Here is an 18,752-nt window from a genome sequence, read left to right as displayed (position 1 = left end):
TTTTCTTTGGCAAATCCGGTTTATGCCCGGCGCAGCAGCAAGGGGAGCAGCGGATGAACAACGAGGTCCTGGCCACAATAGAAGCCTCCGGCGGACGGCGGATCATGGGCACGGTGATGCTGGGATTGACCGGCTGCCTGCTGCTTTATGTCGCCTTCGCGGCGCCGCCGTCTCCGGCTTGGCTGGTGTTTCTGCTGGCGGTTGGCGCAGCGGCACTGTGGCTGGCCGTGCGGATGTGGCAGGCAACCGTGCACCGGATTGAGCTGACGGCAGAGGAGCTGCGCTGTTCAAATGGCCAGCTGATTGCCAGGGTTGAAGATATCAAAGCCATCGACCGCGGCTTTTTTGCCTTTAAGCCGTCCAACGGTTTTTTGATCCGGACCGGTGCGCAAGGCTCCAGGATCTGGATGCCCGGGCTGTGGTGGCGGTCGGGCCGCCGGATCGGCATTGGCGGGGTAACGCCAGGATCGCAAGGCAAGGCGATGTCGGAAATCCTGGCGGCGATGATGGCGCAGCGCGGCCAATAAGGCCGCGCTTCTGGCTCAGTCGGTACTTTCACCGCCATCATTGTGGCTGCCGGAACCGGTGGCGCTGCCTTCGAAGACGACAAGCGGGGCAAAACGCGGGCGGGTGAAGATGAAATTGTCCAGGTTCAGCGTCGGCAGGCCGACATTGAAGGCAGGCTCCATCTCGTTGAAAGTCTCCACCAGAATGACCCGTTCCTGATCCGGCATGTCCGGAAGTTTGCCGGCGACAGTGTTGATGGTGGTGTCAGTCCATGTGATATCGGACGTGCCGCGGACTTCGGACCAATCTACATAGTATTTGGCGTCATCTTCGTCCCAGCGCACCACTGATACCCGAAGGCCAAGCTGCGAATCCTGCCGGATCAGGAGTTGCGCCATTTCGTACATACTGTCGATATAGTCGTCGTTGATCGCCGTTGTTTCGCGCGAGATCAGGTCTGAGATGGTGTAAGCAGCTTTGAGATTGACACTGTCGCGGCGGAAGGCGTCAAAGAACGTGTAGATGGAGGCAAACAGGGCCAATAACAGGGGGGCATAGAGTGCGAATTCGACCGATACGTTACCCTCGGTTCTGCACCGGAAGATGTGCAGATAGCGGGGCAGGGCTTGGCCGGAAAATTTCGGTATCAGGGCAGTCAGCATGGCTCACCTCGGTTCCTGAACAAAAGCGGATGCGGCGGTCAGGCTGATCCGGCCGTCATCATCCTTGGATAGGCTTTGTCCCAATCCCCAGGTTGGCAGGATGGGCTTAAACTTCATGCAGGCACGGATCAGCATCAGCTCATTGGATTGCCCGTGTTCGAAGGTTACGTCTGGGTTCACTTCTTCGATCCGGTTGATGCAATCCGGATCTGGATCAATCCCTGTCCAATTGAACGGGTCGGCTCGCACCATTTCAAGCTTCAGAGATGACGCGCAGTCGTCTATGAACCCGGAAAGTTCGCAGATTTCGTCGCGGATTTGCGCGTGGTCCTTGTTGGCGCCGGTGTTCAGGCGAATATCGCGTACAGTTAGGTCCAGGGCGCGTTCCAGCTGCGAGTGGCGCAGATTGATCAACCCCAGCTCCACGGTCGACATCAGTGCCAGTAGGAAGGCGGGGATGACGATGGCGAACTCAACAGAAGCGTTGCCATCGTCATGTGCCCTGAAACGGCGCAGTTTTTGTGTGATGCAGCGGATCATTGGGTCAGCCTCAGTTGGCGGATTGAGGTTGCGATGGAGGAAAAGGCATCGGCGATCTCCAGACCTTGCACGTCGAAATAGTGGGAGTCGGAGCTGGCGCAGTCCTGCAGCACCGCCACCCCGTTGCTGGGCGCCTCGAAGCCGATGGTGTAGACGATGATGCCCTGATCCTTAGCCGCCTCGCAGATGCTGCGGGTGCGGGTGTTCTTTTCCGAGTTGCCGTAGGAGTCGTAAACGCCGTAATACCACTCGCTGCGGGCGGAAGACGTGCCCATCCAGTCGGCGTAGATGTACTTGTACAGATATTTGAGCGGCGTCTGCGCGAACAAATCGGTATAAGAGAGCCGGACCGGCGTGCCGCTTTCGGTTGTATAGCCATAACAGTAGCCATTATAAGAGTTGGTGCAGACTGTGTCGTTCCCGGCACCGAAAGGATGGTCCTGCCAGCCGCCGCCATTGTGCCAGTAATAGCTGCCGGTCGATGGCCTGAGTGTTGAGTAAACACCACTGCCGGGACTCGTTTCCGTATACCAGACGTAGGAGTCGCCCTCGCGATGGTCGCTTTCGACATAGTACTGCGAGGTGTTCTGGCCGTCTGTCATCAGCACGATCACTTTGACGGTATCCGAGTCTGTGTATTCCGAGGGGCGGGTTGAGAAGTCACTTGGAACAGACGCATCCGGACCAGCGGTCAGGGCGTTTATCGCGGGCCGGGCTGAAGGGTCCAGCAGGGTCGTGCCCCATTTCATCCCAATGTCGATGGAGGTGTTGCCGCCACCCCAAAGACCATCGATGAAGGCTTTAAGAGCTGTGGCATCCTTCTGAAAGGGAAGGATCGCCCGGGAGCTATCCGAAGCGGCAACGCAGACGGGGGATTGAACCAAATCCCCGTTATCGCGCCGGTCATTGCTGGACCAGGGCGAGAAATGCATCGTTTGCTCCAGCGGTGCGGTGGTGGACAGGCTGGTTGTGTTGAAATCCGAGCCATCAAAGTTCACGCAATACGAATCGTCGTGCAACTCGTCCAAAGCGTATTTGCCGATCAGGTCTTCCGGGACTGACACTTGCGTGGCGTAGGGCACGATTGAGATCGACATTTTTCCATCGGTGGTGTTGGCCACCATGGTGTCGATAAAATCCTTTGCTGCCGCTTGCAGGTTGGTCAGACGGCTGTTGCGGGTCATAGACCCGGACACGTCCAGCACCAGCGAAATCTCCAGACCGTCGATGCTCTCTTCAGCCCGGGAGGTGGCATAGAGCGGCATTTCGTCGACACCGGCGAAACCCAGCATGTGGGTGGGAAAGGTTGTGTCGATCGTTGCCTGCACTTTCTTGAAACCCAAGCCGGCTTCCCACCAGGGCGCTTGATAGTACTCCTGAAGACCGGATTTCGAGAGATAGTCCAGCACGACTGCATCAGGTAACTTCTCTTGATCCAGGTCCGCCGCTGCCAGTGCCGCCCGGTCAAGCGTGTACTGCAGCATGGTGCGGTCGCGTTCCATCCGCATCAGGTCCACGCCAATTCCGCCCACCGCAACCATAGCCAGGAAAGTACCGATCATCGGTTTGGCCAGAACACCATCTTCTTCCCGCAGGTAGGTCTTAGAGCCGGCCAGAAAGCGCTGCATGAGCGGGCTGCTCAGCGCTGTGGGACCCTTGTGACGTCTATGCATTTAAACACCCCCCCGCCGGTTCTTGAACAGATCAGCCCGGCTCTAGACGCGGAATTTACACATAATTAATGGCTGCCGAACGTGGCGGAATTGGGGCGGGTTTGCGCCGAAAAACATGTGATTGTAGTGATTTGAGGTTTCAATTGCCGGGTTTCCTGCGGGGCTGTCGCGGTCTGCAGAACAATGGTTCTGGGCAAACAGCGAATCGTGAACTTTTGGCAAAAATGCGAATCTTTTTGGCAGGGAATGGTCAAAAAGGTCGCACTCCTTAATCTTCTCTGCATAGAGTGAAGGCATCATCGGCATCGAGTCGATGTTTGAGCACGGAGAAGATTTTAGATGAGCAGCCGCACAGAGCCGAGCTTCCGCGAGAGCGTGGACCTGATGTTTAACCGGGCCGTGTCCCTGATGGATCTGCCGCCGGGGCTGGAGGAGAAGATCCGGGTCTGCAATGCGACCTATACGGTGCGGTTCGGGGTGCGCCTGCGCGGCGCCATGCACACGTTCACCGGCTACCGCTCGGTCCATTCCGAACATATGGAGCCCGTGAAGGGCGGCATCCGTTATGCCACCGGTGTCAACCAGGACGAGGTCGAAGCGCTGGCGGCGCTGATGACCTATAAATGCGCTCTGGTGGAGGCGCCGTTCGGCGGTTCCAAAGGCGGGCTTTGCATTGATCCGCGCGAGTATGAGGAACACGAGCTGGAACTGATCACCCGCCGCTTTGCCTATGAACTGGCCAAGCGCGACCTGATCCATCCCTCGCAGAACGTGCCTGCACCCGACATGGGCACCGGCGAGCGCGAGATGGCGTGGATTGCAGACCAGTATGCGCGCATGAACACCACCGACATCAACGCCAAGGCCTGTGTCACCGGTAAGCCGCTGAACGCCGGCGGCATCTCGGGCCGGGTCGAGGCCACGGGCCGCGGCGTGCAATATGCGCTGCAGGAGTTCTTCCGTTACGAGGAAGACAAGGCGGCAGCCGGCCTCACCGGCAAGCTTGATGGCAAGCGGATCATTGTTCAGGGGCTTGGCAACGTGGGGTACCACGCGGCCAAGTTCCTGTCCGAGGAAGATGGTTCGCGGATCACCGGCATCATCGAACGGGACGGCGGATTGTCGAACCCCGATGGCCTGGATGTCGAGGCGGTGCGCAATTGGATCGTCAAGCATGGCGGCGTGGTTGGCTACCCGGATGCCCAGTATGTGGAAGACGGCGCGCTGCTGCTGGAGGAAGACTGTGACATCCTGATCCCGGCCGCGCTGGAGGGGGTGATCAACCTGTCCAATGCTGAACGCGTGAAGGCGCCGCTGATCATCGAGGCTGCAAACGGTCCGGTGACTGCCGGTGCGGATGACATTCTGCGCAAGAAAGGCACCGTGATCATTCCCGACATGTATGCCAATGCGGGCGGTGTGACGGTGTCTTACTTCGAGTGGGTGAAAAACCTGTCCCACATCCGTTTCGGACGCATGCAGCGCCGCCAGGAAGAGGCGCGCCACCAGTTGGTGATCGACGAGCTGCAGCGCCTGGACGACGTGATGGGGAGCACCTGGTCGATGTCGCCGAATTTCAAGGACAAGTACCTTAAGGGCGCGGGTGAGCTGGAACTGGTGCGCTCGGGCCTCGATGACACCATGCGGGTGGCCTACCAGTCGATGCGTGAGGTCTGGCATAGCCGGGACGATGTCACCGACCTTCGGACTGCCGCCTATCTGGTGTCGATCGACAAGGTCGCCAAAAGCTATCACGCCAAGGGTCTCTGACCAGGCAGCGGGTAATTGGATTATGGCCGGGGCGGAGGGAAAACTCTCCGCCCCGTTTTTATTTGCAAGTGAACCGGAATACGTCACGACCTGTCGCAATTATTACTAGACACATGTGATCAGTTCGTGTGTTTTGCAGCAAAGCCGGGCTGAACTGCCGCAAATTGATCCTTGGGGCTAGGAGCAGCAGGCGAAAGCGGGTAGCAATGCCGCCAAGGTCCGGGTCACCTTTTTTCCGGGCATCGGAAGTGATTTGACGGGGAGGGACGACATGCGGTTTTCGGGATGGCGTGTGCTCAAAGAGGGGCTCACCGGAAACAAGGGCTGGACGCCGCATTGGCGCGACCCCGCGCCCAAGTCCGAATATGACGTGGTGATCATCGGCGGCGGCGGCCACGGTCTGGCGACCGCCTACTACCTGGCCAAAGAACACGGCATCACCAATGTAGCGGTGTTGGAAAAGGGTTATCTCGGCGGCGGCAATGTGGGGCGCAATACCACCATCGTACGGGCAAACTACTACCTGCCGGGAAATTCCGAATTTTACTCTCATTCGCTGAAACTGTGGGAGGGGATGGAGCAGGACCTGAATTACAACGCGATGATGTCGCAGCGCGGCATTCTCAACCTGTACCACAATGACGGTCAGCGCGATGCGGCGGTGCGGCGGGGCAACGCGATCATCAATCAGGGTGACGATGCTGAGATCCTGAGCCGCGAACGGGTGCGTCAGATGGCGCCGTTCCTGAATTTTGACAGCAACCGCTTCCCGATCATGGGCGGGCTGATGCAGCGCCGGGCGGGTACTGCGCGCCATGACGCGGTGGCCTGGGGCTATGCGCGCGGCGCCGATATGCGCGGGGTGGATCTGATCCAGAACTGCGAAGTGACCGGCATCGACGTGGAGAACGGCAGGGTTGTGGGCGTGCAGACCGCCCGCGGACCGATCCGGGCCAAAAAGGTGGCGCTGGCCGCCGCCGGTCGGTCGGGCCAGGTGGCGGCGATGGCGGGTCTGACCCTGCCGATTGAAAGCCACGTGCTGCAGGCCTTTGTTTCCGAAGGGCTGAAACCCATCGTGGATCATGTGATCACCTTTGCCGAAGGGCATCTGTATATCAGCCAGTCGGACAAGGGCGGGCTGGTGTTTGGCAGCTACCTGGATTTCTACAGCTCATACGCGGCGCGGGGAAACCTGCCGATGGTGGAGCACACGATGGAAAGCTTTGTGGCGATGGTGCCGGCGGTCAGCAAGGCGCGGCTCTTGCGCAGCTGGGGCGGCATTATGGATATGACGCCGGATGGTTCGCCCATCATCGATCATTCGCCGGTTGACGGCCTCTATCTGAATTGCGGCTGGTGCTACGGCGGCTTTAAGGCGACGCCGGCGTCGGGCCATGTCTATGCCCATCTGATCGCCACAGACCGCCCGCATGGGGCAGCAACCAAACTGAAGCTGGACCGTTTCCGCAGCGGCCACGGCTTGATGGATGAGGAGGGGACCGGTGCGCAGCATAACTTGCACTAAGCGTTTTGAATGCGCCGGGTTTGCCTCCGGCGGGAGTTTTTTCAGAAAGATGAAAGGGCGCTGGTCATGAGGATTGCCTGTCCGCTCTGCGGCGAAAGGGACCGCCGCGAATTCTATTATAAAGGTGCAGCAGTTGTGCGCCCGGCTGAGGGCGCCGGTCTGGATGCGTGGCACGCCTATGTGAGCCTGCGCGAAAACCCGGCGGGGCCGCTGGATGAGCTGTGGTATCACGAGATGGGCTGCAATTCCTGGCTGAAGGTCACTCGCAATACGTCGACCCATGAGATTCTGGCGGTGCAGCTGGCGTCCGAGGCCGGGCTGGGAGGTAAGACATGAGGCTTCCCGGAAAAGGGCTGAACCAGGGTGCGAAGCCGATTACGTTCTCTTTTAATGGCCGCCACCTGATGGGGCTGGAAGGGGACACGCTGGCCGCTGCCTTGCTGGCCAATGATGTGCATCTGATGGCGCGATCGTTCAAATACCACCGTCCGCGCGGGGTACTGACCGCGGGCAGCGAGGAGCCGAATGCGCTGGTGACCACCGGCGTCGGCGGCCAGCAGGATCCGAACGTCCGTGCCACCCAGCAGGAGATCTATGAGGGGCTGGAGGCGCGCAGCCAGAACTGCTGGCCCTCGGTCGAACGCGATGTGATGGCGGTGAACGATCTGGCGGCGCCGTTCTTTACTGCGGGGTTCTATTACAAGACCTTCATGTGGCCGGCTGCATTCTGGGAAAAGCTCTATGAGCCGCTGATCCGCAAAGCGGCAGGGCTTGGTGCGCTGTCGGGCGAGGCGGATCAGGACCGGTATGAGAAAGCCTTTGCCTTTTGCGATGTGCTGGTGATCGGGTCCGGTCCTGCCGGGCTGATGGCGGCGTTGACCGCAGGCCGGGCCGGGGCCGATGTGATTCTGGCAGAAGAAGACAGCCGCATAGGCGGGCGTCTTTTGGCGGAACGCGAAGACGTCGGCGGCAAGCCGGGCCATGAATGGGCCGCGGACGTGCTGGCTGAGCTTGAGGCGATGGACAATGTGCGGCTGATGACCCGCACCGCTGTCACTGGTGCCTATGATCAGGGCACTTATGGCGCGCTGGAGCGGGTCTCGCATCACTTGCCGCGGCGGCATTCGCTGAAGGGCAGCCATCTGCCGCGCGAATGCTTTTGGCGGATCGCGGCCAAACACGCGGTGCTGGCGGCAGGTGCGATCGAGCGTCCGGTCGCGTTCCGAAATAATGACCGGCCTGGTATCATGATGGCGGGCGCCGTGCGCGCCTATCTGAACCGCTGGGGCGTGGCGCCGGGGGAGCGGGTCACCGTCTTTGCCAACAACGATCAGGCGCACCGGACAGCGCGCGATTTGGCAGAGGCTGGCGTGCATATTGCTGCAGTTATCGACAGCCGGCATGAGGCGCCGGACAGCGGCCCTTATCAGGTGATCAAGGGCGCGCAGGTTTGCGGTTCCGCCGGACGGCATCGGGTGGACAGTATCACTGTGCGCTCGGTCAAGGGCGAGGAGAAGATCCAGACCGATTGCCTGGCGATGTCCGGCGGCTGGAACCCTTCGGTGCATCTGACCTGCCATTTGAACAGCCGCCCGGTGTGGAAACGCGATGTGCTGGCCTTTGTGCCTGCCGAGGGGGCCGTGCCGGGCATGGTCACGGCGGGCGCTTGCAATGGCACGTTCTCCACCGCAGGCGCGCTGCGCGAAGGGGCGGATGCTGCGGGCAAGGTGCTGGAGGCGCTGGGCCTGAAACCCGCTGCCGCTGATCTGCCGGATGCCGAGGATGATCCTTACCGTATTGCGGCGCTCTGGGCTGTGCCGGGCAAGGGCCGCGCCTGGCTCGACTTTCAGAATGACGTAACGGTCAAGGATGTGAAGCAGGCAGCGGTTGAGAACTTCCGCTCTGTCGAGCATATGAAGCGCTATACCACCCAAGGCATGGCGACGGATCAGGGCAAGAACTCAAACGTTGCCGCGCTGGCGGTGCTGGCGGATGCCACGGGGCGGACGATCCCCGAGACCGGCACCACCACGTTTCGGCCGCCGTTTGTGCCGGTGGCGATTGGCGCCATTGGGGCAGGGGCTACGGATGAAGGTTTCAAGCCGCAGCGCTTCCTGACCTCGCACGCCGAAAGCGACACCCGCGGTGCGCATCAGCTGGAGGTCGGGCTGTGGTACCGCGCCGCCTATTACCCGAAACCGGGGGAGACCAATTGGCGCCAGTCCTGCGACCGTGAAGTGACGTGCGTGCGCAATGCGGTAGGCATCTGCGATGTCTCCACCCTGGGCAAGATCGACATTCAGGGCGCCGATGCGGGCAAGTTCCTGGATCATCTTTATGCCAACACCTTCAGCACGCTGAAGGTGGGCAAGGTCCGCTATGGGCTGATGCTGCGCGAAGATGGCTTTGTCATGGACGACGGCACCACCGCGCGGCTGGGCGAGAACCATTATGTCATGACCACCACCACCGCTGCGGCAGGGCAGGTGATGGCGCATATGGAGTTTGTCAGCCAAGTGTTGCACCCCGATTGGGACGTGCGCTTTACCTCGGTGACCGAGCAATGGGCGCAGTTTGCCGTGGCCGGGCCGAAGTCGCAGGAGCTGCTGGATGGCCTCTTGGACGAAGACGTGAACGGCGAAACCTGGCCCTTCATGGGCTGCGGCGAGGCGACCGTGCTGGGCGTCAAGGGACGGCTGTTCCGGATCTCCTTCTCGGGCGAACACGCCTATGAGGTGGCCGTGCCTGCGCGCTATGGCGAGGCGCTGTTCCGCGAGCTGCTGAAGCGGGCCGAGGCCCTGGGCGGCGGTGCCTATGGGATGGAAGCGCTGAACGTGCTGCGGATTGAGAAGGGGCTGATCACCCATGCCGAGATCAATGGCACAGTGACCGCCTTTGATTTGGGCCTGCAGGGGATGATGTCCAAGAAAAAGGACTTCCTGGGCAAGCCGATGTCCACCCGTGAGGGGCTGATGGCCGAGGACCGGATGCGCCTTGTGGGCCTGAAACCGGTTGGCGCGGCCAAGGAGATCACAGCCGGCGCGCATCTGTTCACACCGGGCGACCCGGTCGAGCGGATCTACGATCAGGGCTATGTGACCTCGGCCGGTTATTCGCCGACCTTGGGGCATCCGGTCGGCCTGGCGTTCCTGAAGGAAGGCCCCGACCGGATCGGCGAAACCGTGCGTCTGGTTGACCACATGCGCGGCGTTGATACCCTGTGCGAGGTTGTGCCGCCTGTGTTCTTTGACCCCGAAGGAGGGCGTGCCCGTGGCTGAACTGATAGCAAAAAGCCCCTGCGAGGGGTTGGTGCCCGCAACCATCGGCGGCATGAGCCTGACCGAGGAACACCCGGGTGCGATGTGGACCGTGGCCCCGTTCAAGGGCCAGCAGGTGGCGCTGAGCAAAGCGCTGGAAACGGCCCATGGCATGGCCTTTCCGGCGCCGAACCGGTCGACGGGCAAGGCGGGCAGCCGTGCGGTCTGGTTCGGGCGGGATATGGCATTGCTGATAGGGCCTGCGCCGGATGCCAAGCTGGCCGTGCACGCCGCGCTGACAGATCAGAGCGACGCCTGGGCCGTGGTGCGGCTGGAGGGCGCGGGCGCCGAGGACGTGCTGGCGCGGCTGGTGCCGGTGGATCTGCGGAACCAGGTGTTCAAGCGCGGCCATACCGTGCGGGCCGAGCTGAAGCACATGATGGCGTCTGTGACCCGCACCGGCCCGCAGGCGTTTCAGATCATGGTGTTCCGCTCGATGGCGAAAACGCTTGTGCATGATTTGAAAACAGCGATGGAAGCTGTCGCGGCGCGGGGGTAACCTTTGGGGATCACCAACTGATTCCCGGAGCGCATCTATGATCCGCATTGCCCTTGCAGCCGCCTTATTGGCGGCTCCGGCCTATGCTTCTGAAACTAAAGAACAAAGCTGCAAGTACCAGGGCCAGGTCATGGCCGCGGTGCAGCAGGCGCGGCTGGACCGGGTGAAACAGGAAGAGGTGGAGCAGGCAGTACTGGACAGCGAACCGGACTGGCCTGAGACCTATTCCAAGGCGATCCCGCAGCTGACGAACCATGTCTATGCGATGAAACGGCGCGATCTGCGCGACGTTGATCTTGGTGCGGCCTTCGAGGAACAGTGCCTGCAGAACTGGGATCAGATCCGGGCGATGCAGAAACAGCTGAAGTCGAACTGATATGTCCCTGCCGCCCGGCTTTCTGGATGAATTGCGCACCCGAGTCAGTATCTCTGATGTTGTCGGGCGCAAGGTCATGTGGGATCAGCGCAAGTCGCAGCCGGGCAAGGGTGACTATTGGAGCCCGTGCCCCTTTCATCACGAGAAAACCGCGTCTTTCCATGTCGAGGACCGCAAGGGGTTCTATTACTGCTTTGGCTGCCATGCCAAAGGCGACGCGCTGAAGTTCATCCAGGAGACCGAGAACGTCGGTTTCATGGAGGCGGTGGAGATCCTGGCGCAAGAGGCGGGCATGGAAATGCCCAAGCGCGACCCGCGCGCGCAGGAAAAACAGGACCGCCGGACGCTGCTGGCCGAAGTGATGGAGCAGGCGGTGCAGTTCTTCCGCCTGCAACTCAAGACCAACGGCGCTCATGACGCCCGTGCTTACCTGCAGCGCCGCGGGCTGACGTCGCCGGCGCTGGACCGCTGGGAAATCGGCTTTGCCCCTGATGGCTGGCAAGCCTTGTGGGACGGGCTGCGCGGCAAAAACGTGCCCGAAGACCTGATCATCGGCGCCGGGCTGGCCAAGCCGTCGAACAAGGGCGGCAAACCTTATGACACCTTCCGCAACCGGATCATGTTCCCGATCCGCGACGCGCGCGGCCGCGCAATTGCCTTTGGCGGCCGGGCGATGGACCCGAATGACAATGCCAAATACCTGAACTCGCCCGAGACCGAGCTGTTCGACAAGGGCCGCAGCCTGTACAATCACGGACCTGCGCGGGCGGCCTCGGGGCGAGGTTCCACGCTGGTTGTGGCCGAAGGCTATATGGATGTGATTGCGCTGGCCGAAGGCGGGTTTCAATCCTGCGTGGCGCCGCTGGGCACTGCGATCACCGAAAACCAGCTGCAGATGCTGTGGCGGATGTCGGATGAGCCGATCATCGCGCTGGACGGCGACACCGCAGGCATCCGTGCTGCCATGCGGCTGATTGATCTGGCGCTGCCCTTGCTGGAGGCCGGCAAGTCCCTGCGCTTTGCCATCATGCCCGAGGGCAAGGATCCCGACGATCTGATCCGCAGTAAAGGCCCGGATGCAGTGCAGGCGGTGCTGGATCAGGCGATGCCGATGGTTAAGCTGCTGTGGCAGCGCGAGACCGAGGGCAAAGTCTTCGACAGTCCCGAACGCAAGGCGTCGCTCGACAAATCCTTGCGCGAGAAGATCAAGCTGATCCGCGACCCGTCGATCCGCAAGCATTACGGCGAAGACGTCAAGGAGATGCGCTGGCAGCTGTTTCGCAGCAACCGCAACGGCGGCGAGGGCGGTTTCCAGCAGCGCGGGTCCCGCAGCGGCGGTTTTCGCGATGGCAGCCGTCCGCCGTGGAAACCCGGCAAAGGCTTTGGCCCGATCCCGCAGCCGCGGGCAACCACCCGTGCCTCGCTGGTGGCAGGTGCCGAAGACGAATTTTTTGCCGCCATGCGCGAAGCGGTGATCCTGGCCACGGCAATCACCACCCCGGCTGTGATCCCCGAATTCGAAACCAGCCTTGAGCGCCTGCAATGCGCCGACCCGGATCTGGCGGTGCTGCGGGATATGGTGCTGCGCTTTGGCATCGGCGCGCCGGAGCGTCTGCGCGAGGAAATCGACTGGTCTTTGGGGCCTCATGCCCTTGAAAACCTCTTTGGGCTTCGCCATGTCGCAATCACCCCCTGCCTGCGCAAACCCGGCGACACCGAACTGGCCAGCATGACCCTGGCCGAGGAACTGGCAAAACTTGAGGCACGGCGCGGGCTGGACGCGGAACTGGCAGAGGCCGAAGAGGATCTGGACGGTCTTGCAGATGAGGCGCTGACCTGGCGGTTGCGGCAGGCAGCCGAGGCCAAGAACAAGGCAGTGCGCAGCGAGAATGAGGACCAGGCGCAGTATGATGTGGGCGAGAACGGCGCGCGGGTCAGCCGGGATGAGCGCGACGCATTCGGCGCCCTTTTGGATCGGATCGGCTTTTCCGGTAAATGACACAGATTGCCTGATTCTGCGTTTTGCTAAGGAAGAGCACAGGAAAATTGGGTAAACGGGGTGACGAATCAGAGAATCGCGCTAATGATTCGCGCGACCCGAATCGCCCCGCAGCCCCTGAGTAGGAGCAATGAATGGCCGCCAAAGACACCGACGACCGCAAACCTGACGATCAGGATGCCGAAATCTCACTCGACATGAGCCAGACTCAGGTCAAGAAGATGATCGCGGAGGCCCGCGAGAAAGGCTACATCACCTACGATCAGCTCAATCAGGTTCTGCCGCCGGATCAGGTCAGTTCGGAACAGATCGAAGACGTGATGTCGATGCTCAGTGAAATGGGCATCAACATCATCGAGGACGAAGAGGCCGAAGAAGAAGAGAACAAGGGCACCACCGACCTTGTGACCACCGAAGGCCCGCGCGAGGTTGCGCTGGCCGGCGCCCAGGCTGAAAAGCTGGACCGCACCGATGATCCGGTGCGCATGTACCTGCGCGAGATGGGCTCGGTTGAGCTGCTGAGCCGCGAAGGCGAGATTGCCATCGCCAAGCGGATCGAAGCCGGCCGCAATACGATGATCCTGGGGCTGTGCGAAAGCCCGCTGACCTTCCAGGCGATCACCATCTGGCACGACGAACTTCTGTCCGAGGACATCCTGCTGCGCGACGTCATCGACCTGGAGGCCACCTTTGGCAATCAGTTGGACGAAGACGGCGAGGAGGAAGCGCCGGTTGTCGATACATCTGCTGTGGCCGCGGCCAAGCCGGTCAAAGACGAAGGTCCCGAGCTGGACGCCGACGGCAACCCGATTGCCAGCGATGATGACGATGACGAGGACGAACAGGCCAACATGTCGCTGGCCGCGATGGAGGCCGCGCTCAAGGACCGGGTTCTGGTCACGCTGGAGCGGATCTCGACCGACTTTGCGCAGCTGTCCGAAATGCAGGACAGCCGGATCTCGGCGACCCTGAACGAGGACGGCTCTTTCAGCACTCAGGACGAGGCGACCTATCAGGCGCTGCGTTCGGAAATCGTTGAGCTGGTGAATGGGCTGCATCTGCACAACAACCGGATCGAGGCGCTGATCGACCAGCTTTACGGCATTAACCGCCGGGTGATGCAGATTGACAGCGCGATGGTCAAGCTGGCCGACCAGGCCCGCATCAACCGCCGCGAGTTCATCGATGCCTACCGCGGCCGCGAGCTGGACCCGAACTGGCTGGCCGACATGGGCGGCAAGCCCGGCCGCGGCTGGCAGATGTTCATCGAACGCTCGACCGACAAGGTCGAAGAACTGCGCGCCGACATGGCCCAGGTCGGCCAGTATGTCGGTCTGGATATCTCGGAATTCCGCCGCATTGTGCAGCAGGTTCAAAAAGGCGAAAAAGAAGCCCGCCAGGCCAAGAAGGAAATGGTCGAGGCGAACCTGCGCCTGGTGATCTCGATTGCCAAGAAATACACCAACCGCGGTCTGCAGTTCCTGGACCTGATCCAGGAAGGCAACATCGGCCTGATGAAGGCGGTGGACAAGTTCGAATACCGCCGCGGCTACAAATTCTCGACCTATGCGACCTGGTGGATCCGTCAGGCCATCACCCGCTCGATCGCGGATCAGGCCCGCACCATCCGGATCCCGGTCCACATGATCGAGACCATCAACAAGCTGGTCCGCACCGGCCGCCAGATGCTGCATGAGATCGGCCGTGAGCCGACCCCGGAAGAGCTGGCTGAAAAGCTGCAGATGCCGCTTGAGAAGGTCCGCAAGGTGATGAAGATCGCCAAGGAGCCGATCAGCCTTGAAACCCCGATCGGGGACGAGGAAGACAGCCAGCTGGGGGATTTCATCGAGGACAAGAATGCCGTGCTGCCCTTGGACAGCGCCATTCAGGAAAACCTCAAGGAAACCACCACCCGTGTTCTGGCGTCGCTCACCCCGCGCGAGGAACGGGTGCTGCGGATGCGGTTCGGCATCGGCATGAACACCGACCACACGCTGGAAGAAGTCGGCCAGCAGTTCAGCGTGACTCGCGAACGGATCCGCCAGATCGAGGCGAAAGCCTTGCGGAAACTGAAGCATCCCAGCCGCAGCCGCAAACTGCGCAGCTTCCTGGATCAGTAATATTTGGGCTGGTATTGTTTCAGGGCGTCCCTTTGGGGACGCCCTTTTTAATTGGAGGTTTCATGCGCGCATTTTTGATCGGTAGTTTTCTGCTCGCGGCGAATGCTGTTCATGCCTGTCCTGATGGCTCAACCATACTTGTTTCCTGCACGTTCAATGGCGGAGCAAGCTATCTGGAAACGTGTCTGATGGGCGATCATGCGACTTATGCGTATGGTGAATCTGACAGGAAGCCGGAACTGGCACTGGCCCGCCATGTGCGCGATGTGGATATGACGCCTTGGCCCGGTATCGGGAAATCAATCTGGGAGGCGTTCACCTTTGAGAACGGCGGGTATTCTTACACGGCCCATTACGCGATCAAGAAGGATCCCGGCGCAGAATCTCCGATGAGCGGCGGCATCATTGTCGATAAGGATGGTCAGCAGGTCGCCAGCAGGCAATGTGATACCGGCAGTGTTTCGGCTTCCGGCTATTCATTGCCTTTGTTTGAAGCCAAAGAGGCGGCCGGCCAAATCTATTCGCCTGAAACCCAGAGCTGGCGTTAAGTGCCTGGGCTGCAGGACAGGGCTGCGGCTGCGGCGGCAGGCAAAGACCTCATCGTCTTCGACGGCGAATGCGTGCTGTGCTCGGGCTTCTTCCGCTTCATGCTGCGCCATGACCGGGCGGGGCGGTTCTCCTTTGCCACCGCGCAGTCGCCGCTGGGGCAGCAGCTCTACCGCCAGCATGGCCTGCCGACGTATAATTTCGAGACCAATCTGGTGATCGTCAATGGCCGCACCTATCAGCGGCTGGATGCCTTTGCCGCCGCAATGCGGGCGCTGCCCGGGCCCTGGCCGGCCTTGTCTTTCTGCCGGTTCCTGCCGGGGCGGCTGAAGGATGCGCTGTACTTCAGTATCGCCCGCAACCGGTACCGGCTGTTCGGCCGCTTTGATACGTGCCTGATCCCTGGCCCTGAGGTTCGCGCCCGGTTTGCCGACGGAGGCTTTGAGCCATGAGGGATGCCTTTGGCGACATCATCGCGGCACAAGACCTGGAGGTGCCGCCGGCCCTGCTGCGGTTCCATGCGCAGCCGCCGCAACGCAGCCACGGCATGGTCAAGGTTGAGGGCGGCAGCCGCTGGGCGCGGCTGCTGGCGGCGCTTGCAGGCTTTCCGCCGCCAATGGCCGAAACCCGGTTCCGGCTGGATGTCGCCCCGCAGGGCAAGGGCCATATCTGGCGGCGCAGTTTCGGAAAATTCCTGACCCGCTCGCATTTGCGGTATGATCCGCAAACAGGCAGAGCAGTGGAACGCTTCGGCTTGGTCGAACTGGACCTGGCCGTCTCGGCTCAGCAAGGCGCAATGGTGGTCTCGGTGGAGAGGGCTCGGCTGTTCGGCCTGCCGCTGCCCCAAGCTCTTTGCCCGCAAAGCGCCGCTACCGAATTTGAAACACCGGAGGGGCACTTGGGATTTGACATCTCTGCCAGCCTGCCGCGCATCGGCTTGCTGGTGCGCTACAGCGGGTTTCTGGTGCTGCCGGAGCTGGATCTCAGACGTTAACCATTTGCTAACCCTGTCATTGCCCGGCGCGGCTTCGGCCTTTAAAATCGATGCTGTTGCCCATTGGCCTTCCGGGGGGAAGAAAATGTCTGCACATACCAATATGAACACGGCACTGCTGGCGCTGACTGCAAAGCTTCAATCGTTGAATGATCTGGTGACGGCCAACCAGTTCATGGTCGAGGCTTTGGCGGATCAGGGGGATGCGCTTAAGCAAATGGATGGTGCCGCGACCAAGGATATGCTGCGCCGGCAGGCGCGCGAAAAGTTCCACCCGGACACTGGCACCGTGCCGAATGCTGCAGCGCTTGCCATTCTGGAAGGCGTGCTGAGCCATCAACGGGACAGTGCAGAGATCATTCCGTTCCCGTCCCGCGCCTAAGCCGGGCGTTCACACATCTGCGAGAGGTGGTTGCAAAGGTGCCGCCGGTCTATTGGAGCCGCTGCGGCAAATCCCTATGTTGAAGCGAACACAGGGATATTTCCGAATGAAAAACCTCCTTTGCGCTGCCATCCTGGCTTGTCTTTCTTCCATTCCCGCAGCTGCGGATCCCTTTACCACTAACCGCGGCGTGCGGGTGCTGCCGGTCAATGACACGGTCTATGAGGTGGTGCCGCGCGGCTCCGGCGGCACCTGGGATTACTGGTGCGCAGCTGCCGAGTACGCCCGCCGCGAGCTGGGCGCTGGCTGGATGGACCGGTTTTACGTGGTGCGGGGCCGGGATGTCAGCGTCACCACCGGGCGCCGGTCCTCGGTGCAGTTCACGCTCTACCCGAAACGGAGCGGTGTCGAACCCAAAACAGGTTGGCTGTCGCTGGGTTTTCGTCCCGGGGAAAGCATGTCGGTGCAGCAGGGATACGGCTATTGCGTGAATGAACCGGCGTTGTAATGGATTCGAAGCATTTGAACTTGCGCGGATGTGACGTTGTATGATGACAATTGGCTGTCTACTGGTGCCGGTCGCTCCAGTAGCTGCGCAATCCTCTTGTAGCAATGGATGACCAGTTCTTCTGCAGCATCCTTCGCAATACAGTGTCATCGAGCGTGAGCTGCTGCCCGGATAGAACCCCAGTTGCGTTTGCGCCGAAGTAACGTTTCAGGTGGAATCGCAGCTCATGCTTGTCCCTGTCGTGCTGTAGTTAAGGAACTGACAAAGCGGAGTTTTTTCAAATGCCGATGGCCTTGAGAACGGTGTGAAAGAGCCGGGGCGTGACTTGCCACAGTGACCGCACAGCAGTGTGAGTCGCTTGTGTTTCAATTCTCCTTACACTTTTCGGTATCTGCCTGGTTGCCGGGCGGCGCACAATAACTGAAAGGGGTCCGACATGAAAATCTGGATATCTGTCCTGTCTCTCGCCATCGCTCTGCCGTTTTTTCTGCCAGAGCCGGCCGCGGCCTGGAATGACCGCAGGGCGGCGCATATCAATGCAGTATCGCAAGATGTCTTTGAGGTGGTGCCGAAAATCTCAGCCGGTGCATTCTTCTGGTGTGCTGCAGCAGATCATGCCCAGCGGAACCTAGGAGCGCCGTGGAAGGCGGATCTGTTTATCACCCGCGGGTTGGGGGCAAGCGAGACAACAAACCGCGTATCAGCGGTTCAATTCACCCTGAATGCGGGTTTGGCGCCGGCGGCAAGCCGTGGCAATATCAATAGCCTGAAGGCCGGCCAAAGCATGAGTGTGCAGCGGGCTTTTGGCTATTGCGACAGGCTGCCGGGGCGACCCTGAGCCAGGGCCTGCTTGATATCTGGCGGCTGTTGAAACAAGGAGAATTAGATGACCAAATGCATTGCAGCCATTGCCGGTCTGGCCGGGGCGCTTCTCCTATTGCCTGAAGCAAGCGCTGCCTGGCGGGCAATCAACCGCCATGAGGTGCTGCCAGTGTCCGAAGGCGTCTGGGAAGTGGTGGCCCGGGTCGGGACCGGCGCACAGGATTATTGGTGCGGTATCGGTGATTTTGCGATCCGCCAGCTGCGGGCGCCGGTGAACCAGCGCATCTATGTCTGGCGCGGGGTCGGGCCTTCGGTCAACCGGCCAGGGCGCAAGGCGGTGCAATTTGCCTTTGGCCTGCCGCCTGGTGTTCCGGACCGCTCCTCCAGCCTGTCGCTGAATGTGCGCGAGGCAGGTGACAATCTGCATGTGACGGCTGCACAAACCTATTGTTATGACCGGCTGCCCGGCCGGGACCGCTGGTTGCCTTAGCGTCCGCCTTCGCCGGCCGTGG

The 18,752-nt window shown here is 61.0% G+C and carries 18 protein-coding genes; 15 read left to right on the top strand and 3 right to left on the bottom strand.

The features are described from left to right. The first annotated feature begins 53 nt into the window (after window positions 1-53). Window positions 54-527, top strand: coding sequence for a hypothetical protein (locus tag K3555_RS14100; RefSeq protein ID WP_260005794.1), 474 nt, complete (start codon window positions 54-56; stop codon window positions 525-527). Window positions 528-542: 15 nt separating this feature from the next. Here the strand turns inward: K3555_RS14100 and K3555_RS14095 are convergent, their stop codons facing one another. From K3555_RS14095 to K3555_RS14085, 3 genes are read right to left on the bottom strand one after another with little or no spacing between them, the layout of a single operon-like run. Continuing rightward, complete coding sequence (locus K3555_RS14095) at window positions 543-1,169, bottom strand: pilus assembly protein (RefSeq protein WP_260005792.1); 627 nt, start codon at window positions 1,167-1,169, stop codon at window positions 543-545. A gap of 3 nt (window positions 1,170-1,172) precedes the next feature. After that, window positions 1,173-1,709: a TadE/TadG family type IV pilus assembly protein gene (locus tag K3555_RS14090; protein WP_129371587.1), complete on the bottom strand. Its 537-nt coding sequence runs from the start codon at window positions 1,707-1,709 to the stop codon at window positions 1,173-1,175. Beyond that, entirely contained in the window at window positions 1,706-3,337 is a 1,632-nt protein-coding gene (locus K3555_RS14085) for a pilus assembly protein TadG-related protein (protein WP_260005790.1), read from the bottom strand. The genes K3555_RS14090 and K3555_RS14085 overlap by 4 nt, the downstream gene beginning before the upstream one ends. A 384-nt stretch (window positions 3,338-3,721) precedes the next feature. Between K3555_RS14085 and K3555_RS14080 the strand changes: the two genes are divergently transcribed. The 14 genes from K3555_RS14080 (at window position 3,722) to K3555_RS14015 (ending at window position 18,730) form a co-directional block, all read left to right on the top strand. Beyond that, window positions 3,722-5,152, top strand: a complete 1,431-nt coding sequence (locus K3555_RS14080) for a Glu/Leu/Phe/Val dehydrogenase (protein ID WP_260005788.1) — start codon at window positions 3,722-3,724, stop codon at window positions 5,150-5,152. Window positions 5,153-5,423: 271 nt separating this feature from the next. After that, window positions 5,424-6,677: a sarcosine oxidase subunit beta family protein gene (locus tag K3555_RS14075; RefSeq protein ID WP_260005787.1), complete on the top strand. Its 1,254-nt coding sequence runs from the start codon at window positions 5,424-5,426 to the stop codon at window positions 6,675-6,677. Window positions 6,678-6,743: 66 nt separating this feature from the next. Beyond that, window positions 6,744-7,013 (top strand): sarcosine oxidase subunit delta, encoded by a 270-nt coding sequence (locus tag K3555_RS14070; protein ID WP_260005785.1) that lies wholly within the window; start codon window positions 6,744-6,746, stop codon window positions 7,011-7,013. Then, window positions 7,010-9,955 (top strand): sarcosine oxidase subunit alpha family protein, encoded by a 2,946-nt coding sequence (locus K3555_RS14065; RefSeq protein ID WP_260005784.1) that lies wholly within the window; start codon window positions 7,010-7,012, stop codon window positions 9,953-9,955. The genes K3555_RS14070 and K3555_RS14065 overlap by 4 nt, the downstream gene beginning before the upstream one ends. After that, window positions 9,948-10,493, top strand: coding sequence for a sarcosine oxidase subunit gamma (locus K3555_RS14060; RefSeq protein ID WP_260005783.1), 546 nt, complete (start codon window positions 9,948-9,950; stop codon window positions 10,491-10,493). Before K3555_RS14065 ends, K3555_RS14060 begins: the two co-directional genes overlap by 8 nt. Before the next feature lie 37 nt (window positions 10,494-10,530). Further along, window positions 10,531-10,869, top strand: coding sequence for a hypothetical protein (locus K3555_RS14055; protein WP_260005782.1), 339 nt, complete (start codon window positions 10,531-10,533; stop codon window positions 10,867-10,869). A 1-nt stretch (window position 10,870) separates the two neighbouring features. Further along, the gene (gene dnaG, locus K3555_RS14050) at window positions 10,871-12,868 is read left to right on the top strand and encodes a DNA primase (RefSeq protein ID WP_260005781.1); all 1,998 of its coding nucleotides are present in this window, start codon (window positions 10,871-10,873) and stop codon (window positions 12,866-12,868) included. A gap of 134 nt (window positions 12,869-13,002) precedes the next feature. Next, window positions 13,003-14,988 carry an RNA polymerase sigma factor RpoD gene (rpoD, locus tag K3555_RS14045; RefSeq protein ID WP_129371578.1) on the top strand — a complete coding sequence of 662 codons (1,986 nt, stop codon included), beginning with the start codon at window positions 13,003-13,005 and terminating at the stop codon, window positions 14,986-14,988. Between the two features lie 62 nt (window positions 14,989-15,050). After that, entirely contained in the window at window positions 15,051-15,536 is a 486-nt protein-coding gene (locus tag K3555_RS14040) for a hypothetical protein (protein ID WP_259994219.1), read from the top strand. Next, window positions 15,537-15,986 carry a thiol-disulfide oxidoreductase DCC family protein gene (locus tag K3555_RS14035; RefSeq protein ID WP_260005780.1) on the top strand — a complete coding sequence of 150 codons (450 nt, stop codon included), beginning with the start codon at window positions 15,537-15,539 and terminating at the stop codon, window positions 15,984-15,986. Continuing rightward, window positions 15,983-16,528: a DUF4166 domain-containing protein gene (locus K3555_RS14030; protein WP_259986208.1), complete on the top strand. Its 546-nt coding sequence runs from the start codon at window positions 15,983-15,985 to the stop codon at window positions 16,526-16,528. The genes K3555_RS14035 and K3555_RS14030 overlap by 4 nt, the downstream gene beginning before the upstream one ends. Before the next feature lie 85 nt (window positions 16,529-16,613). Then, window positions 16,614-16,910: a hypothetical protein gene (locus K3555_RS14025; RefSeq protein WP_260005779.1), complete on the top strand. Its 297-nt coding sequence runs from the start codon at window positions 16,614-16,616 to the stop codon at window positions 16,908-16,910. A 106-nt stretch (window positions 16,911-17,016) separates the two neighbouring features. Then, window positions 17,017-17,418, top strand: a complete 402-nt coding sequence (locus K3555_RS14020; RefSeq protein WP_260005777.1) for a hypothetical protein — start codon at window positions 17,017-17,019, stop codon at window positions 17,416-17,418. An 886-nt stretch (window positions 17,419-18,304) separates the two neighbouring features. Further along, entirely contained in the window at window positions 18,305-18,730 is a 426-nt protein-coding gene (locus K3555_RS14015; protein WP_260005775.1) for a hypothetical protein, read from the top strand. The last annotated feature ends 22 nt before the right edge of the window (window positions 18,731-18,752 follow it).

It is taken from the genome of Leisingera sp. M527 (assembly GCF_025141525.1).
Classification (GTDB): domain Bacteria; phylum Pseudomonadota; class Alphaproteobacteria; order Rhodobacterales; family Rhodobacteraceae; genus Leisingera.
Note: the sequence above shows the minus strand (reverse complement) of the source record. Positions and strands in the feature narration are given on the sequence as shown.